This window comes from Balneolaceae bacterium (assembly GCA_034521495.1).
Lineage (GTDB): Bacteria > Bacteroidota > Rhodothermia > Balneolales > Balneolaceae > Rhodohalobacter.
This window is the reverse complement of sequence record JAXHMK010000009.1, coordinates 759865-783447: the sequence shown is the minus strand read 5'-3', so window position 1 is coordinate 783447 and position 23583 is coordinate 759865. Positions and strand designations below refer to the sequence as shown.

Below are 23583 nucleotides of genomic sequence, written 5' to 3'. Positions count from 1 at the left end.
GGCCTTAAGATAATCGACTTCCTTATCGCTTAAAAATATCTTTACTTTTCTTTGTTTTTAACATCTCTATTTTTATCTATTATATTACAAGTAAAATCAAATATATCAATCAATTAGGGATTATAAATTTACAAAAAGCCGTTTATTTATGGCGGATTTTCGGAATTAATTCTTAACCAAAACCTTCTTACAAAAAAATGAAACGTCTGAAAACAATTACTTTATCACTTACAGCTGTTTTAGCAATGGGTATCTTAGCTATCTCCTGCTCACAAGAATCTTCTGAAGAGGCCGAACCAATGGCGGACTCAGTTGATCTGACCTGGGATTCTGTACAGGATTCTACAGATATCCTGGTTAGCGTTACCGGCCTGTCGGGACCTGAAGCCGTTCGGTACGATCCGGCCCAGGATGTTTACTTTGTATCCAATTTTAACGGTGATCCCGCCGGGGATTCCAACGGGTTTATCTCCAAAGTTACGCCTGACGGAACCATTGAGGATCTGCAATTTATCACAGGATCCGATGTTCGTCCGCTTCACGGTCCCCGCGGAATGTACATTGCCGGTGATACACTCTGGGCGGCCGATGCTGAAGGCGTTCACGGTTTTGATACGGAATCCGGTGAATTGATTGCCTTTGTCGATTTTATCGCTCACGAACCGGGTTTTTTAAATGACGTTGTACAGGGAGCCGACGGACACTTATATGTAACCGACACCGGAAAATCCACCGTTTACAGAATTGACGATGGAACACCTGTAGTTCTTGTCGAGAATCTTCCGGCACCACCCAATGGAATCACCATCGATCCGGATAACAACCTCGTTCTCGCACCGTGGGATGGTGCAACGATGTTTCCCGTATTGGCAGAAAATGAAGCCGGTTACGAAGAGTACACCAATGCTCAAAGCGGCGGAAATTTTGACGGGATTGAATTCGTAAACGGACGAATGGTTGTAGCCAGTCAGAATGATAACAGCATTCATGTGATTTCTGATGGCACCGATCATGTTGCTATCCAAACCCCCGGCGATCCCGCTGATATCGGCATCGATACACAGAGAAACCAGATTGCCGTACCGTACATTGCGTTGAATCGTGTTGATATCTGGCAACTGCCAATGGAGTAAATATTCATTCAATTTCTTTGAGCCTCGGTCTTTATGGACCGGGGCTCTTTTATTTTGAGAAGGAAAGATTTTATCAGATGCCATAAAAAAATAGTAAATAATAAGTGATGATAAGATTCTTATAATACGTTTACCGGTTAGGATTGTAAACCATAACTATTAATCTGTTGGTCCCATGAGTAAACACGAAACCATCAACTACCTTGAGCTTCCGGCTATTGATATATCGGCTACAAAAAAATTCTTTGAAGAGGTTTTTAATTGGACTTTCCAGGACTATGGCGATGAGTATACCGCTTTTACCGAAGACAGATTCGAGGGCGGATTCTATCAATCAGACAAAAAATCCTCAACTGAAAATGGAGCTGCGCTGATTATTTTTTACAGTGATGATCTTGAATCAACCCGGAAGAAAATTAAAAAAGCGGGCGGCAGAATCACTAAGCCAACCTTCTCTTTTCCGGGGGGACGACGATTTCATTTTACCGAACCGAGTGGAAATGAACTTTCGATATGGTCGGATAAGTAAAAATTATCGGGTCGAACTCGACCTGAGATTGTTTCAGTGTAAGACAAATTGCACTTTTTTGTTGGGTGTTGAAGTAAGCGTTTTGCTTAAGATTTTTTTCTCAATACACGAGCGAGACGCTCGCGCCCTCTTTTGAACGATGTGTTTAAGCTAAACGAAATTTGTCGTAAGCCCCGATCATTCTGAAATCAGCTTTAATTTAAAATTAAAAACTATATTTCCATGTCTCCCAAAGAAGAGATCGAACAAACCATTCAGAAGTTCTTTCATTCGATGGATGTCCAGGATTTTGACCTGATGGAAGAGGTGATTGCTCAAAAAGAAAATATGGTACACATCGGGACGGATACGGACGAAATCTGGCGTGGATGGAGTGAACTCAGTGAAGCCACTGCCGAGCAGTTTGAGAACCTCAAATTTTATAAAGCTACTATTCGTGAACTTTCCATCCATCTTTCAGATACCGGTGCGGTAGCGTGGTATTCCCATCTGTTGGATGCAAAGATCAAATCCGCCACAACTGTTCAAACCTGGAAAGGGGCAAGATTTACAGGAGTGCTTGAAAACAGAGATGGGAACTGGCAGATTGTTCAGACACACGTTTCAATTCCTGAATCACATTATACCAATACTTAACAAAGTCTGAGTTCGGGATGAGAACATTGAAAATGAAATCCCCTCCTATGATTATGAGGGGACTTTTCCATACCAATTCTTAATATTCTTATCCCTAATTCACGTTATCAAAGATAAATAAACCCGGCTGATATGCATATTGAACACCTTGCCATCTGGACCAAAGACATTGATAGGATGAAAAAGTTCTATGAAAAATATTTTCAAGCCACTTCGAACGATCTCTACATCAACCCAACTAAGAAATTCAAGTCCTACTTTTTAACATTTGATTCAGGAGCCCGACTTGAACTGATGCAACGGCCTGATATTGAATCCAACCAAAGTTCGGATGGCCGGGAAGTTTATGGATATGCACATCTCGCCATTTCTGTCGGTTCAGAAGAAACGGTTAATCGTCTTACAAATATATTAAAAGAAGATGGATTCACTGTGCTTGACGGACCTCGACGAACCGGTGACGGATATTATGAAAGCGTAGTGACAGATCCTGACGGAAATCGAATAGAGATTACTGTTTGAACCGATCATAGATCAACCTGTCTTTTCTTTAATAAAACTGTTCTCGCTTTCACCACTATTGATAGCTATACGAATCAAGATACTTCACAAAAAAATATGTGTAACATTAGCCACTCTCATACATCCTATGTATGTATGCTTACTCAATTTTTTAGATCAACTTTTATTTTACATTCATTTGTGTTTTATAAGATCATCTGCAATTATTGGAAACATCCTAAACCCCTATACTGAAAGCTTTGAAGAATCAACCCCCTATTTTTTATTTGAGCAGTCGGGTTCATACTTCCACATTACCCCAAGATTAATGCCTTGAGTATTCTATCAGGTATTATTGATCAGAAGCTGAGCAGCCTGTTCCAAACTGTCAGAAAAGTCGATAATTTCCGCCGTTTCAGAGCCTTCTTTATGTTATTTATGATGTGCGATTGGCTTATTATTTATTGAACATTAGATTCCCGCTCTCAACAAGCTATGAGAAGTTACCCCGATATTTTCAAATTAAAATATCTAAGACAAATATAATCAGTGTTTTATAATTTTTATAAAGTGGAAATGGTAAACATGGGAGTGTAATGGGCCTTGAATAGTTGGCGGAAAAAAGGATAACGAGTGAACCGTGAGAAGGATCCTTTCATACCGGCGAGAAGCGAAATTTAAGGGCTAAAAGCGTGATGGACCATTGAAAGGATTCCACGGTGAACTCGGGTCCGCCGCCAAGTATTCACAGCCTTGATTTTTTCGTTCTTTTGTATCAAGACAAAAGAACAAACTACATGTAACATGTTTACATCATAAAAATGGGGTAAGTCCTCAACAAGCTATTGCTTGTATTTATGTTTATTTTTTTGATTCAATATGCTGTACAACTATGCGGTTTGAAAAAGTACATTGCTCTGAGAATTCAACTTTTTTCTTTACGATGATTGTATGCAAAAATATTTTTTACACATTGCGGTCCGGCTGCTGGATTGCCGGCCTCTGCTTACTTTTGGTGGCATGTAACAACTCTAATTCGGGGCAAAACAAAGGGCTTGAAAAGGTAACCATTGGCATTACTTCTACCTACCAGGGAGAAGCTGCTGCCTATGTTGCAAAAGATCTGGGTTACTTTAAACAAAATGGCCTGGATGTAACACTGAAGGCAAATGCATCGGGGAAAAACTCACTACAGGATCTTATAGACGGAACCGTTCAGATTGCTCATGTGGCCGAAACACCGTTCATTTATTCCATAATGGACACCAATTACATTGATGGATCCTCCCTGCCCTCCTTCCAAATTTTTGCTGACAAGATTTACTCTCATAAAATTCAAAAAATTATTGCCCGGAAGGATCGGGGAATTAACGAAGCAGAGGATATAGTTGGCAAAAAAGTGGCTATATATAAGGGTACTCAACTCGATTATTTTTTTGATTCATTTTTGCTGGAGCATCAAATTTTAAATGATGAAGTTGAGACGGTGAATATGACTCCCGAAAATCAATTAGAAGCGATAAAAAACGGAAATATTGATATATCAGTTACATGGGAGCCCTATTCATCATATATCCAAAAAGAACTGGGGGACAATGCCAAATATCTCGATACCGATCTTACCTACTCTACACTCTGGCTATCCGTTGCACTCGATTCTTATGCAGAATCTCATCCTGAAATACTTACCGCTTATCTCAAATCCATCAAAACTGCTCAGGATTATATCCTGGAAAATCCGGAATACACGCAGGAACTTTTAGCTCAAAAAATCGATGTGCCACTGGGTGTTGTAAAATCTTTGTGGACTGAGATAGATTTTAAGCTCTCGCTGAGCGAACGAATGTTAACTCTTCTCGAGGAGCAGGCCCGCTGGATGATCCGTAATGACCTGGCGGATACAACCATCCAAAGCATGGAACGGTTTATAAACTTTGGTCCGATGGAAGAAGTTCATCCAAGTGGAATCACTATTGTAAGATGAAAATTCAAACTCGACTGAATATAATTACAATTCTGTCTATTGGTTCTATAATTGGGCTATATCTGTACCTGTGGTTTTCTACGTTCCAGGTAGATCAGCATTTTGATCAAATTGATCAGATTAGTGATTTTACAAATACCGCTTCTGAGATGAACCTGGTTATTGAGAATTACCTGGAGTACCGGGAACAGCGTCACCTTGATAGCTGGAATACTCTATTCAACCGGCTAACGGAGTACCAGGAAAATATTGACGATCTCTCTGAAACCAACGTTATTGGTAATTCACTTTCCTCCATCAAAAGTGCGTTCGAACTGATTGAAAAAGTTCGGCAAAACCCCAATGAATACCCCGATATTATTGATCGTTACCGGCTATTGGAGCGTGCTGAATCAAGAATACGGTCTGACATCCAGATGCTGCTGACTATCTCGCAAAATATCGCCTCAAACCGCAGGCAAACCATTCGCGAAATACAGGTAAGCCAGCAGTCGAATTTTTTAATGATTTTGATACCTGTAGTTACATTTCTCGGGTATCTGCTTTATCAACTTCGGTCCCGGATTCAAAGCTCTCTTAATAATTTACTTAAGGGTACCAAGGAGATTGCAAAAGGAAATTTGGATTTAAGAATTGAAGTAGAGGGAAATGACGAGCACAAAACCCTGGCTGATAATTTCAATCTGATGACCCACCGCCTTCAAGAACTCATTAACAGAGAACGCGATGCACGAGAAAAAGCCGAAGAAAATCAAAAACGATGGGAAGGCCTGGTGGAACAGGATCCCAATCTTGTGATGATTCATATTGACGGAGAAATACAATTTATTAATCCGGCCGGAGCAGAGATGATGGGAGCCTCCAACCCGGAAGATCTTGTGGGAAAATCAGCACGCGATTTTTTCCATAAAAGTGACTATCAAAAAAGAAGAGAGGCCGACATCTCAAAAGAACAAAATGGCTCCTATTCTCCCGCCATTCGCAAGGTGTACGGACTCGATCACCAGGAGCGGTTTGTGCAGATACAATCGGTACCTATCCGCTATTTCGGTAAAAAAGCGAGACAAACCGTTGGACTGGATATTACTGAACACGTGAAGTATGAAAATGAGCTAAAGAAATCAATCGAGGAAAAAACCATCTTGCTGCAGGAGGTTCATCATCGTGTTAAAAATAATCTTGCGGTAACTTCCGGTCTGCTCTATATGCAGAGGGTTTCTACGGATAATCCCGAAATTGCAAGCTTACTCGGCGAAAGTGAACGCCGCATTAAAACCATGACTTTGATTCACGAATTGCTCTATAGCTCGTCTGACCTCTCCTCCATTCCGATTGATGAATACATTACCAACCTGGTTGGGTTGATACGGGACTCTCTCGATCCGGACGAAAATATTAATGTTAATACTTCATCAGACTCTTTTTCAATAAACGTGACACAGGCGGTACCGTGCGCCCTGATACTGAATGAGCTGATTACCAATTCTTATAAGCATGCATTTGAACAGGGAGAGTCCGGAACAATTGATATCACCATCACCCAAAAAAATGATGATGTAGAGTTTACCGTCCGTGACAATGGCAGGGGAATTCCAGAAGATATTTTAACCGACGAGAGTAAATCATCGCTCGGCCTTACCATTGTAAAAACATTGATCCGCCAGGTGGATGGTACATTTGATATTAAAAAGAGTAACGGGACCATCGCAAAATTAAAATTCAGGATAGAAGAGAGTTCATAACACTCAGGCAAGTGTCTATCAGCGGAAAATCAAAATTGTAGTTATGAGGTCTGTTTTGTCAATTCCCCAATATTAAATCTCATAAAAGCTCCTCAACTACCCTATAAAATTAGTCAGTCCAGCATCCGCCAACAAGTAAATCCGAGAAAAATTTTATCGTGATTCAACAACTTGAATCCGCTATCTTTTTATTCTGAAGTTAAAGTAAATAGAAATCCTTATGAGTACCTCTTTAAGTGATAAATCTTCCGTTGATGAGATCAGGAAGCGGTTTGACAATGATGTAGAACGTTTCTCAAATATAGAAACCGGTCAGGAGGCCACCATCGATGCTCCACTAATGATGGAGCTGATTGCGCAGGCAGCCGCCGGCAACAATCCCGACGCTAAAAATATTTTGGATATTGGCTGTGGCGCCGGAAACAACACACTAAAACTTTTGGAACATCTGCCTGATCTGAATTGTGATCTTATTGACCTGAGCCAACCGATGCTGGACCGGGCCCAGGCGCGCATTAAAGCTGAAAGCCTGGGGAAAATTCGCACACTGCGTGAAGATTTTAGAAATGCAGATCTGTCCACCGAATATTATGATATTGTGATTGCCGCGGCTGTTCTGCATCACCTGCGGGATGATGAGGACTGGGAGAACGCGTTCAAAAAAATATATGAGATAACAGCACCCGGCGGCAGCGTTTGGATTAGCGATTTGGTGACACACGAAAGTGATACTATTGAACATTTGATGTGGAACCGGTACGGGGAATATTTAAAATCCACCGGCGGAACTGAATACAGGGACAGAGTTTTTGAATATATCGACCTGGAAGACTCACCGCGGCCGGTAACCTATCAGCTTGATTTACTAAAAAAATCTGGGTTTAAAACAGTGGAGATCCTGCATAAAAACTCCTGCTTTGCTGCGTTTGGAGCGATTAAAAAAGATTGATAGAAACAACATGAAATTTGTCTTTTTAGCAGATTATCCGGAGGCTTTGCCAATCGTTGCCAAATGGTATTACGAACAGTGGGGCCGGCAACACGGAATAGATTCTGTAAAAAGATCTGAAGAGATACTATCTGATTACTTCAATCGGAATACCATGCCTCTCTTAATTCTTGCCTTAGAAAAAGATGAAATCCTGGGAGCCATACAGCTAAAATTCTACGAAATGGATATCTACCCAAACAGAGAACATTGGCTGGGTGGTGTGTTTGTACCAGAAAAGCACCGGGGAAGAAAAATCGCGCGAAAACTTATTCTGCATGCAATGAAGATTGCGAAATCTCATGAAGTGGATATTCTGTTTCTTCAAACAGAAAAATTAGACGGTGGACTTTACAAACGCCTTGGCTGGAAACCGGTTGAAAAAGCAACCTATCGGGGCAAAGAGGTACTGATTATGAAGAAAAAATTATGACTCTTCCTGCAAATTGGAGTGAGCTCCTTTCAAATTTTCGGGAAATTTAAGATAGATGCCAAAACCGGAATGGTCCAGGAATTCATACTCGGCAGACAGCTGACTCAATGAAGTTTTGATGAGAGTAACTCCCAGCGACGGAGATGTCTGCATCGACTTGTAATCCACCCCAATGCCGTTGTCTTTGTACTCTATCTCTACAAATCCGTCTTTTTGAACAAGATCAAGAGAAATTTGAGGGTCATCTACGCCATCAAAAGCATGTTTGTAGGAGTTGGTGATCAATTCATTGAGCAAGAGACCCAGCGGAATGGCCTGGTTAATATTCATCCTTAAACCGGAAATACTTTTTTTAATTGTAACCGGTTTCTTTTGATTTTCAAACGTATCCTGCAGCCGATTCACAAGCTGATTGATATACTCGGAAAAACTGATATCAGAAAAATTATCGGTCTGGTAGAGCAACTCGTGCACACCCGATATGGAGTAGATCCGGTTTTTGGTTTCAAACAGGTTTGATTTTGTAACTTCATCCTCCACCTCGGCATTTTGCAGCTCAATAAGTCCCACGATTATGGCAAGATTGTTCTTTACGCGATGGTGTATCTCAGAGAGCAGTATATCCTTCTCCTCAACCGATTTTTTAAGTTGTTCTTCATACTCCTTCTCTTTGGTAATATCCTCAAAAACAACCAACATCTGCTCCTCACTGCCAATAATATTGCTGATGTTGACCCGAAAGGTTCTTGTGGTGTCATCTTTCCGTTTTCGGGTAATCTCCCGATTGGATATACTGCCCTTCTCTTTTATCTCTTTCATCAAATCCTGGTAACTTCCCTCATACTGATCATTTACCTGGGGCAAAAAATTACCAATCGCTTCATCGCGTTTCCATCCGAGCATCTGTTCTGCGGCAGGATTCCAAAAATCCGTGATATACCCGTCAGCATCAATCACATAGATTCCAACCGGGGCAGATTCAATTAAAGCCCTGAGTTTTTGATTGGCTTCTGTTGAGGTTTGCTCAGCCGCCGCTGATTTTTGAGTCAGATAGAAACTGATAGCCAGGAAAAGCCCCAGAATGATGGTTAAACCCAAAACTACATCATTATAAATTGTGGAATTGACAACTCCGAACAGGGTATTCGGAATCATAGTAACTGTCCAGACACTTTTGTTGGCATCTCCAATCTCAATCTGGTGTGTTTTTGTTAAATTGCGAAATGATTCTGTACCCTCGGAACTCCCAAATGTGTAGAACACGGTGCCTTTGCCATCCGCTATCTGAATATTATACTCATCCAAACCCTGCAATACCTGGTTGAACCGGGATGTAAAATCGATCCCCGCAGTAATTGTACCCCAAAACTCTCCATTGATGTACACCGGTTCATCCATCAAAAAAGATTTATCACCCTGAACCAGTTCAAGCCAGTGCGTCATATTAAAGATTGAATCCCGGCGGGCCTGCTGCCAGTCTGAATTCCTGTAATCAAGTCGCGAAATATCAAGCCCTACGGCCTCTTCGTTACCCTCATAAGGCTCAATACGCTGAATAACCATTGTGCTGTCAATCCACTCTACAAATCTGAAAGTATTTGACGACTCAACAATCCTGGAGGCATCTTGCTCCCAATACTGAAAATAATCTCCATTGGTAAGCTCAAGCCGGTGTTTTAAATTGCCAAGCCGATCTACATTCTCTTGCAGAATAACATGGAACTGCTGAACAAGCAGCTGGCCGGTATCTTCCACTTTACTTGCAAGTGAATCCTGCCATCTCTCTTGGTTGTAATTCCATACAATAATAGTTAGTAAACTAAGTATCAGGGCTATAGCCACTGATATAACAAGTCTGTATTTTTGAAGAAATTTCAATCTTATATTTTATTCCTCCGGGATTTTTAAACTGGACACAAAGATTTTAGCTATAAACAATAATAAACAGTTACAGCGTTCTTTCTTGAAATTTAGCAGGTATTCATTAAAAGTGCTGACCGAATCTAAATACTTTTTTACCCCATAAAAAACAAGCTTTTCTCGATTGAGAAGTTACCCCAATATTTTCAAACTATAATATTTAAGATCGATATAAACAGTATTTTATAATATCCTTTAAGTGGAAATAATGATTTTGGAAGAATAGTTGGCCTTGAATCGTTGGCGGAAAAAAGGACATCGATTGAACCGTGAGAAGAATCCTTTCATACCGGCGAGAAACGGAATGTAAGGGCTATAAGCGATGTGGACCATTGAAAGGATTCCACGGTGAACTCGTGTCCGCCGCCAAGGATTCACAGCCTTGACCTTTTGGTTCCTTTTGGGTCAAGCCAAAAGAACATAGAACTTGTAATACTTTTACATCAAAAAATGGAGTAAGTCCTCTTTCTCGATTACTGCCATTCCTGCTTTCATATTTTTAAAAGCTTTGCAAAACCATCTCCTGAATCAAAAAGAAATCACTGCATTACTTGTCTTTCTTCCCTCGTTTTATAAATTGAGCCAGATATAAGTTTACCGAAAAAACACTCAAAACAGGATTTAACCAATGGATCGCAGAGAAAGTTTAAAAACCATCTTATTTGGCTCAGTATCCCTGCCGTTTTACAATCGCTTAAATAACACTAACAATTATCGCAGAGAGGCCAATCAAAAAAAAGTCACCTTCCAAAGTGGTTGGAAAGAATGGCCGGATATGGAGTGGGTTGGACCCGGTTTTTGGGGAAATCGACTGCAGGACTGGCAACTCAGAGATGGCAAAGTTCAATGTGCAGTATCGGCTCCAAACCGAACACTGCATATTCTTACTCATCAAATAACCGGTAACCCTTCCAAACTCGATCTTCAAGTGGATGTTAAACTTTTGTCTCAATCCGGCTCAGCAAGCGATAAAATTGGCATGCGTCTTGGAGCAAAAGCGGCAGATGATCCTGTGTCCGTAGAATTTAACGATTACCGGCGGGATGCTATCTTCGGTGAAGGCTTAGACCTGGGAGTGCAGGCAGACGGAAGGTTGTTTATCGGGAATAAAACGGGAGACCAACCTATAGATCTTTCAACATCCATTCAGCTGGCTGTTTCTTTGGAACCATTTGAAGACAAACATCTTCTAACAATATCTGCTTTGCATCCTAACAATGGAACTGTTCTGAGTGAACTGTCTTCAGAAATTGAAGCCGAAATATTGATCGGTGGTCTCGCACTTCTTTCTGATTTTCAGTCCGAAACCAGTGCATCCGATTCACCATCTGTTCGTTTTTCCAACTGGTCCATCTCCGGCAACCCACTCAAGTCGGATCCCAATCAGAAATTTGGTCCAATTTGTTTTGCTCAATATACATTGAATCGGGGCATTCTAAAGATGACTGCACAATTGGCACCGGTTGAATCCATTAAAGATCACTCCGTAGAACTACAAGTACACCGAAACGGGGATTGGAATACAATACAAACAACAACGGTTGAGCCGCTGTCCAGAACTGCTCTTTTCAGGCAGGAAAATTGGAAATCTGATGATGATATACCATACAGAATACGACTTGTATTGCCCCTGATGAATGATACCCGGGAATTCTTCTATGAGGGAACTATAGCCGCAGAACCGATTCATTCAAATAAGTTAAAAACGGCCGTTTTTAGTTGTAATAGTCATTATGGTTTCCCCAATAAGGAAGTGGTTGACAATGTTAAAAAACATCAGCCGGATATGGCTGTCTTCCTGGGGGATCAACTTTATGAAAGCCACGGTGGGTTTGGGGTTCAGCACGCCCCCCTTGAAAAAGCTGCACTTGACTGGCTGCGAAAATGGTACATGTTCGGTTGGTCGTACCGGGACATTTTCAGACATATTCCATCAGCGTTTATTGCTGATGATCATGATGTTTATCACGGTAATATATGGGGGCAGGGCGGAAAAGATGCACCTGTTGAAAAGGGCTGGAACTATAATTCTCAAGATGAAGGTGGGTACAAAATGCCGCCCGAATGGGTCAACATGGTACAGCGGGCTCAGGCCGGTAATTTACCCGATCCGTATGATCCAACACCGGTTGATCAAGATATCAGTGTTTATTATACCGACTGGACTTATGGTGGTGTCAGTTTTGCTATTTTGGAAGACCGTAAGTTCAAGACCGCTCCCAAAAATGTGTTACCTGAAGAAGCAGAAGTTGTTAATGGATTTATTCAGAACCACAATTTTGATATCAAAGAGTATTACGATATTGAGGCTAATCTTCTTGGAGACCGGCAACTTACATTTCTGGAGCATTGGTCGGCTGACTGGAGTCACCATGCGCAAATGAAGGCTGTATTTTCGCAAACTAACTTTTGTACCGTTGCTACATTACCAGAAGGCAGTGTTATTGATGAGATTGTACCCAGGCTTCCTATACCGCGAAAAGGCGAATATGTAACCGGCGATGCTCCAACCGTTGATATGGACTCCAATGGGTGGCCTCAAAAAGGACGCGATGAAGCGTTAAGGAGAATTCGAAAAGGATTTGCCCTGCATATCGCCGGAGACCAACATCTGGCGAGTACTGTTCAGTACGGGATTGATGAACATGGCGATGCCGGGTTTGCGTTTGCCGGACCGGCATTAAATAATATCTGGCCGCGACGATGGTGGCCTCAGGTTAATACAGATCATAAGCCATTGCCGGGGCGTCGTAAAAATACGGGTGACTTTGAGGATGGATTTGGAAATAAAATGACCGTATATGCAGTCGGAAATCCGGTTCAAACCAATCGAAAGCCCGGGCTTATTTACGATCGAGCCACCGGTTACGGAATGATTGTTTTTGATAAAAACGAACGAACCATGCGGATCGAATGCTGGCCGCGATATGTGAATCCTGAGATGGACCCTGAGGGACAGTTTGACGGATGGCCGATTACCATCAAGCAGGATGAAAATTACGGCAGAAAGGGAAAAGGTTTTTTACCTGAACTACGGATTGAAGGAATTACAAATCCTGTTATTCAGGTTTATAATGAAACAAGCAGTGAATTGGAGTATTCGCTTCGAATTCAAGGAAAAACGTTTACGCCTAAGATTTTTGATAATCAGTCAACCTATCGATTGCGAGTGGGTGAACCGGATAGAAATCTTTGGCAGGAGTTTGAGAATATTTCAGTGGATGATAATGAGCCCATACTTTGTTCGTTTTAAAATTTCATATTTGTTCTCGGAATTCAGAGTTTAGTAGAGGGCTTTGCAGAACCATTGATTTGTTTTCGACTTCATTCGTCGCACCTCCTCATAGTATTCAAACTGACGTCCTATTGAGCGGAGCGAAGTCGAAATACACACGGTATTTCAAAGCCCAATAGTCTTACAATCTTTAAAAAGGTATAGTCAATTAGGTAGCCACAAAAACACGAAATCACAAAATTATTTGTGTTTTTGTGCTTTTGTGGCCTCTTTTCAAGTTGACTATTGAATTGATTTATTGATCCTGACACTATATTAATTTACTGGTTGCTACACTTGTATTTAAAAGAAGTTATCCATGTATGTTTTCCTCAATTGTTTCTTTGTGATTTTTCACGGGAGTTTCACTCTCTTTAACATCTTCGGCTGGGCCTGGAAACGAACGCGCCGGATTCATCTCTATACAATCAGCCTGACAATTCTATCATGGATCGGTCTTGGGCTTTTTTACGGCTGGGGATATTGTCCGTCTACCGACTGGCACTGGCAGGTTAAACGGCAACTTGGCGAACAAAATCTGCCTGCCTCCTACATTAAATACTATGCAGATTACCTGACCGGGATGAACTGGGATCCCTTCGTGGTTAATATGAGTACGGCTGCAATCGGTATCTCCGCATTTCTTTTGTCAATTTATTTTAACTGGAGCGACAGAAAAACAAAAAAATAATCTCGACTAAATAAGAACTGATTTTAACAAAACTGCATCTTATAAATTATATACTTGCCTTTCACAAGCAGAAATGAAAAAACCTGGAGAATAAAAGAGTTCGGAATTCGAACGGTGAAGAAATGCAAGGTGATGTATGGAGAAGAAATATGGGATTTTTCGATAAAGCAACCATTTTGAAGTCTTGCATTTTTTCAGAGTTGACTCATCCGATGATTCTAACCAACATTCTTTCATTGGCATAACACTACTCTTTGGGATTTTTTGAAGTGAACAATTCTGAGATCGAAAATTGTTTTTAGTATCTTATAAAATGAGTAAATAAAGCTAACTAATTTTGGTCTGACAGATTAACCCGTAGTTCCATGTACGAAAGTAAAAAAGAGTTTGTAGAAAAGTTCAGTTTGAAAATCGAGGAGTTCGGTCATCCCCGAATCTATGGACAAATTCTTGGCTGGCTGCTTATTTGCGAACCTCCGCATCAGTCTTTTTCCGATCTGACTGAAAACCTGGGAATCAGCAAGGCTTCCGTTAGTAATACTACCCGAATGTTGATGGAACGAGAACTTATTGAAAAAGTACGCTTAGAGGGAGAACGTCAAATCTATTTTAAATTAAAAAAAGGGTCGCTGATAGAATTCATGGAGAAGCAACTAAAGCTCACACTTGATCTGGAGTCCATTACAAAAAAAGGGCTTGAGCTGGCAAAAAAAGAGAATAATAAGGATCCGGAAAGGCTTCAGAAAGCAAATGATTTTCATCGTTTTTTGGCCGAACAAACCAAAGACCTGATAGATAAATACAAAAAAGAACACAACCTTTAATCCACTGCTCGCACAAAAAATGACTCTCAGTTCAAAAAGTTTTTGAAAGTAGCCATTCTGTTTTGTGAGTCTTGGTCTTCAGATAACCTGTTGTAATCGCTTTTCTGATCTTTAAGCCAACTTTCAAAATACTCCTTCTCTCAAAAAAAACCACTCTTATTGTTAAAAATAAATGAAACGTTCATCTGTTTATTTCGTTTACTAATCACTAAACTTATTGAAACAACAATTATTGATCCTCAGTCAATAAATGACTGAGAGTTATTTTTTATGGGAACAACTGAACGAAAAGAACGAGAACGGAAACGACGAAAAGATCGCATATTGAACGCCGCGATCTCTCTCATCGAAGAAAAGGGATTTGAAAAAATCACGATGGATGAGATTGCCGAACGGACGGAGCTCAGCAAAGGTACGCTCTATCTCTATTACAACGATAAAGCCTCGCTCTATCAAGCCATCAAAAAAAGGGCGTTACAGTTTCTTCACGATCAATTCCTGGACATTCTTCAAAAGGATCTGCCCGGTGCAAAATTGGTATACGAAATGATGCTAACCTTTCTCGGCCTGATCAATGAAAACACAACGTTCACCAAGGCTATGATGCTCTACGACAAAAAAAATAAAGATGAGCATGAAGCGGCTGATCATACAATTCAGAAAGATTGCATTCAGCTTGAAAATGAACTGCTGATGCTAATCGTGCGCTCACTGCAAATTGGCGTTCAGGACGGGAGCATAAAAAATGAGTTGGATCCCAAGCTTCTTGCCCTTCAAATTGGTTTTCAAATGAACGGTATGATTCAGTTTTGTCTGACGGGTGCCAACAAAAAGGGACTTCAAATTCTGGATGAAAAAAATATGGATCTCCCCGATTTAATGGAACAGTTCTTACACACTCAATTCAATCAGATTGAATAAACAAAGCTAAACGATTTTTTGCATTGCAGCCGAAATATATAACCCAAATTCTCTGATATTTATGAATCATCTTTTTTCATTTCCACTAAAATTGTGTGGGATACTTGCTCTGCTAATCGGTTTGGGATTCACCTCCCCTGCCGAAGCTCAGTCAGTAACACAGGCTGAAGATACCCTCAGTCAAACCTTAAATCTGGAACAAGCTATTCAAATAGCATTGGCTAACAACACTCAGATGAAACGGGCTTTGCTTTCTATTCGGGATGCCGACCAACAAGTACGTATTGCCTGGAGTAACGTGATGCCGGAGGTTGCAGCATCTGCCAACTACACCCGAAACCTGGAAGTGCCTGTAAATTTTATACCGGCCGTAATCTTTAACCCAGAAGCCGATCCTAATGAATTGACGCCGGTTGCTTTTGGTACAGATAACAACTGGCAGGGCGGTTTGTCCGTATCTCAGACGATTTTTAGCGGACAGGCTTTTGTGGGAATCAGCAGTTCGGAGGTGTATAAAGCGGCGCAATCAGAAAATCTTCGTGCCACTTCGCAGGGAATTGTAACTCAAACTCGGGTCGCTTATCACCAGGTACTTATTGCCAAAGAACAGGTAACGTTGATTCAGGAACAGATCGACAGGATTGAGAAAAACCTTGAAGATACCCGGATACGGTTTGAAGAGGGATTCGTGGATGAATATGCCGTTCTACAACTTGAAGTGCAGCTCGGCAATATACAGCCACAGCTAACAACTGCACAATTTGCGGTTGATACGGCCAAGCGTGAACTGCTTGACGTGCTCGGCTTACCACTGCATCTGCCCATAGATGTGGAAGGCAATTTGAGTAAACTTGATATCTTCTCTGCCTCTGCGGAATCACCTGAAAACAGATCGCTGAAAAAAATTGACAAGAATGTCCCGATTCAGCTTAACAAAGATTCCCTGCTTACCCGACAGGCGTTTGAACTAAGGGGAGATTTACGAGTGCTTGATGTTCAGCAGCAATTACAAGATCGGCAGCTAAAGGCACAACGAAGCCAGTACCTGCCTTCATTATCGGCAAATTACAACCTGCAATGGACTGCATCGCAACCGGGATCGCCACAATTTTTCGGCACGGAAGATCAGCGGGCGCGATCACAAACCATAATGCTCAATCTGCAGATTCCCATTTTCCAGGGATTCAGCCGGGATGCGTCTATCCAGCAAACAAAAATTCAGTTGAAAGACCTGGAGCTACAGGAAAATCAAACCCGGCGAACCGCTCAGAAGGAGATTCTTTCGGCGCAGCAATCTATAGAGGAGGCGTTTGAAACCATTGAAGCCCAGCAACAAGTTTTAAAACAAGCCCGCCGGGGATATGAACGGGCCGAAGCCAGGTATCAAAACGGGGTGGGGACACAACAGGAACTTAACGATGCAGACCTTCAGCTACGCCAGGCAGAAAATAGTTACTCGCAAACCGTTTTTAACTATTTGAACGCAAAAGCTCAATACGATCAGGCACTTGGACTGGTGCCTTTTGTTGGAAAAGAGGTAAACGACATTCAAAATAATATTGAACTCAATTAACATGAAACTTACTCTAACACCCACTCACATGAAATTCCACATGCTAATATTTGCGGTACTGTTTGTATTCTCGGGCTGCGGAAACGGCCAGCTTGAACAAACCAATGAAAACAGGCGCAATGCCACACCGGTTTATACTGAGGAGCTTCAACGAACTGAATTTCGCCATTTTATAAATGTACTTGGCACTGTGGAATCTGATAAAACTATTATGATTTCGCCTAAAGTATCGGCCACTGTTGAAGAGGTATTGGTACGCGCAGGGCAGCAAGTTAAAAAGGGCGATGTAATGGCCCGCCTTGACGGCGAAATAATCCGCAGCCAGATAAGAGAAGTGGAAACACAACTTGAGCTTGCTGAAACGCTTTACGAACGTCAAAGTAACCTGCGCAATCAGGATATCGGATCTGAAGTCGAGTTTTTACAAGCACAAAACCAGGTAGAGTCACTTCGCAGGCAGCTCGCAACGCTCAACGAACAGTATGAAAATTATACAGTTCGCGCTACTATTTCGGGTACGGTAGATCTTGTGGATATGAAGGTCGGAGAGACAGTTGGCCCATCTATGCCTGTTATACAGCTGGCAAATTCAGAAGCTCTTAAAGTAAAATCAAGAGTATCTGAAGCATACATTACCCGCATTTCGCAAACAGACAGCGTGACTATAAGCTTTCCAAGCCTGGATGAAACCATCAGTAAACAGCTCGACGTGGTTAGCAGGGCGATTAACGCATCAAACCGCACCTTTGGAATAGAAGTATTTATTGAAAACGGCAGCTTCAACATCAGGCCAAATATGATGGCACAAGTTATGATAAACGATATAACGCTATCCGATCAGATAGTAGTTCCGGCAAATACGGTTCAAAATGCCAACAATATATCCTTTGTTTTCCTGGCCGAAGAGACAGACGATGGATGGATTGCTGTAAACAGAGAGGTTACCACCGGGTATAATTACCAAAATGATCTGGTGATTACTGAAGGCCTCGACACAGGTGATTTACTGATCACTTCCGGCTATTCCAATTTATCAAACGGCGCCGCCATCTCAATTCAGGAAAATAATAGTACAGGAGTAAGTAATTAATCATGGATTTCAAAGAATTTAAGATTTCAAGCCTGTCAATCAACAATCGCACCACGGTTTACCTGCTTACGGTTTTAGTTACAATGATTGGGGTTTATTCATACCTGATTCTCCCCAAAGAGTCGTTCCCCGAGGTAGAGATTCCCATTTTTAATGTGGTTACCATCTATGCTGGGGCTTCTCCGGCAGATGTTGAGAATGTGATTACTCGCCCTATCGAGCAGGAACTGAAAGGAATTGACGGCATAGATCAGATCACAAGCGTATCAAAACAGGCCACATCTATCATCACGGTGGAATTCCTGACCAGCAAAGATAAACTGGTAGCCCAGCAGGAAGTGAACGATGCCGTGGAAGCAGCACGGTCTGAACTGCCCACACAGCTCACTGAAGAACCCCAGGTTAACGATTTTAATCTTGCCGACCAGCCGATTCTGAACATCAACCTCTCAGGTAATTTTGATTTGGTTGAACTGAAAGCATTTGCCGATGAAATTCAGGATGAGATTGAAAGCCTGACTGACGTTAATGAAGCGGAGATTATCGGTGCGCTGGAACGGGAAATTCAGGTAAACGTGGATCTCACCAAGATGCAGGCTTCCGGCATTGCATTCAGAGATATCCGTGAAGCGGTCCGGAATAAGAACATGACGAGTATCTGCAGGTCAGATTGATATGGGGCGCATGGAGCGGTCGGTTCGGGTTGATGGAGAAATTGAAGAAGCCAGTGATCTCGAAAACCTGATTATTCAAAACAACCTGGGTGATGAGGTGTATCTCAAAGATATCGCTTCAATTGAAGACGGGTTTGCCGACCGTGAGAGTTATGCCAGCCTGAACGGAGAACCGGTGATTACAGTAAACGTGAAAAAGAAGAGCGGCGGTAATCTTATTGAAACATCTGAAGCAAGCCTCGACATTGTTCGCGAACTCCAGGAAACACAATTTCCCGAGTCGCTGAACATCAGCATTACCGGTGATCAATCACAGCAAACGAAAGACAGTGTATCGAACCTGTTTAATACGGTGATTCTCGGGTTCTTTTTTGTAGTACTTGTGCTGATGTTTATCATGGGAGTACAGAATGCCATTTTTGTAGGATTGGCCATTCCCCTCTCCTCCCTGATAGCGTTTGCCGTGATGCCACCATTCGACTTTTCAATCAACACCGTGGTTCTGTTTGCGTTAATCCTTGGCCTCGGTATCGTGGTTGACAACGCCATTGTGATAGTAGAAAACATTTACCGGCACGTAACGCAGAGCAACATGAACAAGTTTGACGCTGCCAAAAAAGCGTGTGGCGAAATTGCCCTGCCCGTCATAACCGGAACACTTACAACCATCGCTCCTTTTGTTCCGCTTCTGTTCTGGACGGGAATAATCGGTAAATTTATGATTTACCTCCCCATTACGATTATCCTCACGCTAATGGCTTCGCTGTTTGTGGCACTGGTAATGAATCCTGTGTTTGCCGTCTCATTTATGAATGAAGATGACGGTGAAGTAAAAGATGAAGAGACCGGAAAAGGTAACCGTTACCTCTGGATTGCAGGTGGTGTGATGGCAGTAATCGCTGGTTTTTTCTACCTTACCGGTGGGCTATTCATCGCCAACTTGCTGGTATTTCTATTCCTGCTATGGCTACTCGAGCGATTTGTACTACGGCCGCTCATTCGCGGATTTAACAGAACCACCCTTCCGAAAATCCAGACGATTTATCACGATTCTATTGAATGGGTTCTGGTTGGAAAACGCCCTTGGTTTACGCTGGGCGGAACTATACTGTTTCTTATTTTCAGCTTTGTTCTGCTTGGCATAGTATCACCTAAGATCGTCTTTTTCCCTGAGAATCAGCCAAACTTTGTGTACGTCTATAATGAGATGCCTGCCGGTACTAATCTCGATGAAACCAACCGGGTAACAAAATTGCTTGAAGATCGCGTGTACGAAGTGATTGGCCGGGATAACCCCGTTGTTAAATCTGTGATTTCGAATATAGCGATTGGGGCGACTCCACCGAATAGTATCGACCCAACTCCGTCACCTAACAAAAGTAAGGTAAGTGTTGAGTTTGTGGACTACCAGTATCGCGATGGGGTGTCTACACAGGAAATTCTTGTAGACATTCGTAAGAACGTGCAGAATATTCCCGGAACAGTTATAACAGTGGATAAAGAGCAAAACGGCCCTCCTACCGGAAAACCTATAAACATTGAAATAACCGGTGATGAATTCGACCAAATTATTTCGCTTACTGAGCGTGTGAAAAGCTTTATCCAGGATCGCGATATTGCCGGCATTGAAGAGCTCCGTTCTGATCTGCAGGTGAATAATCCCGAAATGATTATCGATATTGATAACGAAAAAGCGAACAGCTTCGGCCTCAGCAACGTCCAGATTGGCGGTGCCATACGAACCGCGTTACTGGGTGAGCCGATCTCTACCTTCCGCGAGGATGAAGACGAATACGATGTAACCCTGCGCCTGCTTGAAAAAGACCGATCGAACATTACCGACCTTCTTAACATGACGCTGGCCACACCGAGCGGCAATATTCCTATTTCTGCTGTGGCAACGCCGCGTTTGCAAAATAGTTACGGCGCCATCAACCGGATAGATCTCGAACGCGTGGCTACGCTCTCATCTAATGTTCTAACTGGTTACAACGCCAACGAAATAAACGCGCAGATTCGGGAAGCCCTGCAGGAGTTTGAGGTACCCCAAGGTTATAGTATTTCACTGACGGGTGAACAGGAAGAGCAGGCCGAAACAGGCCGGTTCCTTGGTATTGCTCTGCTTGCAGCGGTCATGTTGATTTTCCTCGTGCTGGTCGCGCAGTTTAACTCTATCGGTAAGCCGGTCATCATAATGTCTCAGGTGGTCTTTAGTTTGATTGGGGTCTTCATCGGGTTTGCAACATTCGGCATGGATATGTCCGTAGTTCTTACCGGAATGGGAATTATTGCAGTGGCCGGAATTGTGGTGAAAAACGGTATTATCCTGATTGACTACATTGATATTCTTCGTAATGATGGGTCATCATTAAAAGACGCTGTGATTGAAGGCGGGGCCACTCGTTTGAATCCTGTACTTCTAACAGCCGCGTCCACTATACTCGGACTCATTCCGCTGGCGATTGGCCTGAACATTGACTTCTACGGACTGTTTGCCAGCCTCGAGCCAAACATCTACTTCGGCGGCGATAACGCCTCGTTCTGGGGGCCCCTGGCCTGGACTATTATCTACGGACTTGGATTTGCCACATTCCTTACACTGATTCTCGTACCTGCGATGTACTACATCGGTGTAAATACAAAAACGTGGTTCAGTGAAAAGTTTAATTAATAAAGTATGATAAAATATTTCTAAAGAAACTATTCCCATGAGGTAGATAAAGGGCATCTTGAACAACTTAAATCCCATCAAGTTGTGAAAGGTGCCCTTTTATTTTTTTAAACCCCACCCTAATCCCTCCCTATGGCGAAAAACACGCCACAAGGAGGTACTTTTCTTCCCCTTCCTTGTCCCGACATGCAGTTTATGTCGGGATAGGGAAGGGGACCAAGGGGATGGGTCAACTTTATTCTGAACTCACCGCATCCACCTTTTCCTTCATCAAATCAGCAAAAAGTTTATACGATTTAAATCTCTCTTTCTTGTCGTAGATGTAAGATGCTATCATAAGCTCATCGGCATCGGTCAACTGAATAAATTCATCTACCTGATCTTTTACTACAGATGGGCTCCCGATAAATGAATATCGAAGCATCTGTTCCACCGCCATTTTGTGATGGATATTCCAAACCTGGTTCATATTATCGACTGGCGGAGGCATCGGTTTTCGTTCCCCTGTTACAACGCCCATCATCATCTGTTTCATGGAAGTTGACAAATATTCCGCCTGTTCATCTGTATCCGCTAAAATGATATTTACGCACGGCATCACAAATGGCTGATCAAGTTGTTTTGATGGTTCAAACTGATCGCGATAAATCCGAAGGGCCGGTACCAACTGCTGCGGGGCAAAATGACTGGCAAACACATACGGCAATCCCAATTTGGCTGCGAGATGAGCGCTATCGGTACTGGACCCTAAAATCCAGATGGGCACGTCGGTCCCCTCTCCCGGAATCGCGCGCACTTTATTGCCGCTGTTTTCTGATGATAAATAGGTCTGTAACCGTTTTACATTTTCGGGAAATCGCTGCACTTCTCTCATCCGATCCTCACGAATGGCATTGGCTGTAACCTGATCGGTTCCCGGCGCACGTCCCAATCCTAAATCAATGCGATCAGGATAGATTGTGGCCAGCGTACCAAACTGTTCGGCTATGACCAATGGCGAGTGGTTGGGAAGCATCACTCCACCCGATCCAATTCGTAATGTCTTTGTTGCCTCCGCAACATATCCCAACAAAACGGAGGTCGCTGAACTGGCAATATTTTCCATGTTGTGGTGCTCAGCCATCCAAAATCGGGTGTAGCCCAAATCCTCAACATGAACGGCTAACTCCCGGCTGGTCTGAATGGCATCACGAATGGAGTCGCCCTCGGTTACTACTGCAAGGTCTAAAACGGAATAGGGTATGTTACTCATAAATATTTAGATCATTTTATCAGATTCATGTTAAGATAGAAAACAAAGATTGACTTTTTTTAGTGCCGTACATCAAATTTCGTAACCATAGATTATTCTTAGTTATTGTCCGTTGGATTTTTAAACATTGTTTCTGTTTATTATTTCAACAAGTAACAATGGCAGTATCTCTTTTTTTGATACTTTCCCCGATGTTTAACCGCTCAACCTACAGTTATTTTTATGAAACGACGTGAAGCTCTCAAAACGCTTGGTTTGGCTACGGCCGGGCTCGTTGCACTTCCCGCCTGGGCCTCAGGATGGACGGCACGTGATGTAGCCATCGAATCATCCACCTTTAGTTCCGAGGAACAGGCACTGTTAACTTCCGTTGCCGATACCATTATCCCTGCAAAAAACAATCTTGGAGCCATTCCCCAGGAAGTCGACAAATTCCTGGTCCGCCTTTTTGATGAGTGTTATGAACAGGATGAGCGCGGACAATATCAAACATCAACTAAATGTGATGAACAACAGGGCAATTGAACATTTCAGCTCGTCCTTCACCAATTGTACTCAACAACAGCGCAAACAGATTTTTCTCTCTTTTGATGGGTCGGAAGATCAATCAGAACAACGATTTTTCCAACTGGTTAAGAATGAAACCATTCGTGGATTCCGCACCTCCAAAGTTGTGATGCAAGAATATCACGGGTACAGGGTAGTACCGGGTTTTTATAATGGAAATGTAGATGTAGAAGTTTAAGA

At 42.3% G+C, this 23583-nt stretch carries 20 protein-coding genes; 18 read left to right on the top strand and 2 right to left on the bottom strand.

What is annotated here, in order from left to right:
* Positions 1 to 197 precede the first annotated feature (197 nt).
* The 8 genes from U5K72_08450 (at position 198) to U5K72_08415 (ending at position 7946) form a co-directional block, all read left to right on the top strand.
* Positions 198 to 1133, top strand: a complete 936-nt coding sequence (locus U5K72_08450; GenBank protein MDZ7718830.1) for an SMP-30/gluconolactonase/LRE family protein — start codon at positions 198 to 200, stop codon at positions 1131 to 1133.
* A 175-nt stretch (positions 1134 to 1308) separates the two neighbouring features.
* A complete protein-coding gene (locus U5K72_08445; GenBank protein MDZ7718829.1) occupies positions 1309 to 1662 on the top strand; it encodes a VOC family protein in 354 nt (117 codons plus the stop codon).
* A 222-nt stretch (positions 1663 to 1884) separates the two neighbouring features.
* Positions 1885 to 2298, top strand: a complete 414-nt coding sequence (locus tag U5K72_08440; protein ID MDZ7718828.1) for a nuclear transport factor 2 family protein — start codon at positions 1885 to 1887, stop codon at positions 2296 to 2298.
* 132 nt (positions 2299 to 2430) lie between these two features.
* Positions 2431 to 2820, top strand: coding sequence for a VOC family protein (locus U5K72_08435; protein ID MDZ7718827.1), 390 nt, complete (start codon positions 2431 to 2433; stop codon positions 2818 to 2820).
* Between the two features lie 922 nt (positions 2821 to 3742).
* On the top strand, positions 3743 to 4783 hold the full coding sequence (locus U5K72_08430) for an ABC transporter substrate-binding protein (GenBank protein ID MDZ7718826.1): 1041 nt from the start codon (positions 3743 to 3745) through the stop codon (positions 4781 to 4783).
* Positions 4780 to 6525 (top strand): histidine kinase dimerization/phosphoacceptor domain -containing protein, encoded by a 1746-nt coding sequence (locus tag U5K72_08425; GenBank protein ID MDZ7718825.1) that lies wholly within the window; start codon positions 4780 to 4782, stop codon positions 6523 to 6525. Before U5K72_08430 ends, U5K72_08425 begins: the two co-directional genes overlap by 4 nt.
* 220 nt (positions 6526 to 6745) lie before the next feature.
* Positions 6746 to 7474: a methyltransferase domain-containing protein gene (locus tag U5K72_08420; GenBank protein MDZ7718824.1), complete on the top strand. Its 729-nt coding sequence runs from the start codon at positions 6746 to 6748 to the stop codon at positions 7472 to 7474.
* Positions 7475 to 7484: 10 nt separating this feature from the next.
* Positions 7485 to 7946, top strand: coding sequence for a GNAT family N-acetyltransferase (locus U5K72_08415; GenBank protein MDZ7718823.1), 462 nt, complete (start codon positions 7485 to 7487; stop codon positions 7944 to 7946).
* Here U5K72_08415 and U5K72_08410 read toward each other — a convergent pair.
* Positions 7941 to 9824, bottom strand: a complete 1884-nt coding sequence (locus U5K72_08410) for a histidine kinase dimerization/phosphoacceptor domain -containing protein (protein MDZ7718822.1) — start codon at positions 9822 to 9824, stop codon at positions 7941 to 7943. The two genes, U5K72_08415 and U5K72_08410, sit on opposite strands and share 6 nt — an antisense overlap.
* Positions 9825 to 10494: 670 nt before the next feature.
* Here U5K72_08410 and U5K72_08405 point away from each other — a divergent pair.
* The 8 genes from U5K72_08405 (at position 10495) to U5K72_08370 (ending at position 21584) form a co-directional block, all read left to right on the top strand.
* Positions 10495 to 13119 (top strand): alkaline phosphatase D family protein, encoded by a 2625-nt coding sequence (locus tag U5K72_08405; GenBank protein ID MDZ7718821.1) that lies wholly within the window; start codon positions 10495 to 10497, stop codon positions 13117 to 13119.
* A gap of 340 nt (positions 13120 to 13459) precedes the next feature.
* Positions 13460 to 13831, top strand: a complete 372-nt coding sequence (locus tag U5K72_08400; protein ID MDZ7718820.1) for a DUF2784 domain-containing protein — start codon at positions 13460 to 13462, stop codon at positions 13829 to 13831.
* Between the two features lie 365 nt (positions 13832 to 14196).
* Positions 14197 to 14655, top strand: a complete 459-nt coding sequence (locus U5K72_08395; GenBank protein MDZ7718819.1) for a hypothetical protein — start codon at positions 14197 to 14199, stop codon at positions 14653 to 14655.
* 270 nt (positions 14656 to 14925) lie between these two features.
* Positions 14926 to 15576 (top strand): TetR/AcrR family transcriptional regulator, encoded by a 651-nt coding sequence (locus U5K72_08390; protein MDZ7718818.1) that lies wholly within the window; start codon positions 14926 to 14928, stop codon positions 15574 to 15576.
* Between the two features lie 61 nt (positions 15577 to 15637).
* On the top strand, positions 15638 to 17149 hold the full coding sequence (locus U5K72_08385) for a TolC family protein (GenBank protein ID MDZ7718817.1): 1512 nt from the start codon (positions 15638 to 15640) through the stop codon (positions 17147 to 17149).
* 1 nt (position 17150) lies between these two features.
* A complete protein-coding gene (locus tag U5K72_08380; GenBank protein MDZ7718816.1) occupies positions 17151 to 18239 on the top strand; it encodes an efflux RND transporter periplasmic adaptor subunit in 1089 nt (362 codons plus the stop codon).
* Positions 18240 to 18241: 2 nt separating this feature from the next.
* On the top strand, positions 18242 to 18913 hold the full coding sequence (locus tag U5K72_08375) for an efflux RND transporter permease subunit (protein ID MDZ7718815.1): 672 nt from the start codon (positions 18242 to 18244) through the stop codon (positions 18911 to 18913).
* A 1-nt stretch (position 18914) separates the two neighbouring features.
* On the top strand, positions 18915 to 21584 hold the full coding sequence (locus tag U5K72_08370; GenBank protein MDZ7718814.1) for an efflux RND transporter permease subunit: 2670 nt from the start codon (positions 18915 to 18917) through the stop codon (positions 21582 to 21584).
* A 235-nt stretch (positions 21585 to 21819) separates the two neighbouring features.
* On the opposite strand, the gene U5K72_08365 is transcribed toward U5K72_08370, so the two are convergent.
* Positions 21820 to 22836 carry an LLM class flavin-dependent oxidoreductase gene (locus U5K72_08365; GenBank protein MDZ7718813.1) on the bottom strand — a complete coding sequence of 339 codons (1017 nt, stop codon included), beginning with the start codon at positions 22834 to 22836 and terminating at the stop codon, positions 21820 to 21822.
* A gap of 222 nt (positions 22837 to 23058) precedes the next feature.
* Here U5K72_08365 and U5K72_08360 point away from each other — a divergent pair, with 222 nt between their 5' ends.
* Positions 23059 to 23361 carry a hypothetical protein gene (locus U5K72_08360; protein MDZ7718812.1) on the top strand — a complete coding sequence of 101 codons (303 nt, stop codon included), beginning with the start codon at positions 23059 to 23061 and terminating at the stop codon, positions 23359 to 23361.
* Complete coding sequence (locus U5K72_08355; protein ID MDZ7718811.1) at positions 23342 to 23581, top strand: gluconate 2-dehydrogenase subunit 3 family protein; 240 nt, start codon at positions 23342 to 23344, stop codon at positions 23579 to 23581. The genes U5K72_08360 and U5K72_08355 overlap by 20 nt, the downstream gene beginning before the upstream one ends.
* Positions 23582 to 23583 lie beyond the last annotated feature (2 nt).

Bases quoted from the DNA above. Each gene is read 5' to 3' on its own strand.
- U5K72_08430 (MDZ7718826.1), top strand. From the start codon at position 3,743: ATGATTGTATGCAAAAATATTTTTTACACATTGCGGTCCGGCTGCTGG.
- U5K72_08355 (MDZ7718811.1), top strand. From the start codon at position 23,342: ATGAACAACAGGGCAATTGAACATTTCAGCTCGTCCTTCACCAATTGT.
- U5K72_08415 (MDZ7718823.1), top strand. From the start codon at position 7,485: ATGAAATTTGTCTTTTTAGCAGATTATCCGGAGGCTTTGCCAATCGTT.
- U5K72_08425 (MDZ7718825.1), top strand. From the start codon at position 4,780: ATGAAAATTCAAACTCGACTGAATATAATTACAATTCTGTCTATTGGT.
- U5K72_08370 (MDZ7718814.1), top strand. From the start codon at position 18,915: ATGGGGCGCATGGAGCGGTCGGTTCGGGTTGATGGAGAAATTGAAGAA.
- U5K72_08390 (MDZ7718818.1), top strand. From the start codon at position 14,926: ATGGGAACAACTGAACGAAAAGAACGAGAACGGAAACGACGAAAAGAT.
- U5K72_08420 (MDZ7718824.1), top strand. From the start codon at position 6,746: ATGAGTACCTCTTTAAGTGATAAATCTTCCGTTGATGAGATCAGGAAG.
- U5K72_08360 (MDZ7718812.1), top strand. From the start codon at position 23,059: ATGAAACGACGTGAAGCTCTCAAAACGCTTGGTTTGGCTACGGCCGGG.
- U5K72_08435 (MDZ7718827.1), top strand. From the start codon at position 2,431: ATGCATATTGAACACCTTGCCATCTGGACCAAAGACATTGATAGGATG.
- U5K72_08395 (MDZ7718819.1), top strand. From the start codon at position 14,197: ATGTACGAAAGTAAAAAAGAGTTTGTAGAAAAGTTCAGTTTGAAAATC.
- U5K72_08385 (MDZ7718817.1), top strand. From the start codon at position 15,638: ATGAATCATCTTTTTTCATTTCCACTAAAATTGTGTGGGATACTTGCT.
- U5K72_08365 (MDZ7718813.1), bottom strand. From the start codon at position 22,836: ATGAGTAACATACCCTATTCCGTTTTAGACCTTGCAGTAGTAACCGAG.
- U5K72_08400 (MDZ7718820.1), top strand. From the start codon at position 13,460: ATGTATGTTTTCCTCAATTGTTTCTTTGTGATTTTTCACGGGAGTTTC.
- U5K72_08450 (MDZ7718830.1), top strand. From the start codon at position 198: ATGAAACGTCTGAAAACAATTACTTTATCACTTACAGCTGTTTTAGCA.
- U5K72_08445 (MDZ7718829.1), top strand. From the start codon at position 1,309: ATGAGTAAACACGAAACCATCAACTACCTTGAGCTTCCGGCTATTGAT.
- U5K72_08380 (MDZ7718816.1), top strand. From the start codon at position 17,151: ATGAAACTTACTCTAACACCCACTCACATGAAATTCCACATGCTAATA.
- U5K72_08405 (MDZ7718821.1), top strand. From the start codon at position 10,495: ATGGATCGCAGAGAAAGTTTAAAAACCATCTTATTTGGCTCAGTATCC.
- U5K72_08440 (MDZ7718828.1), top strand. From the start codon at position 1,885: ATGTCTCCCAAAGAAGAGATCGAACAAACCATTCAGAAGTTCTTTCAT.
- U5K72_08375 (MDZ7718815.1), top strand. From the start codon at position 18,242: ATGGATTTCAAAGAATTTAAGATTTCAAGCCTGTCAATCAACAATCGC.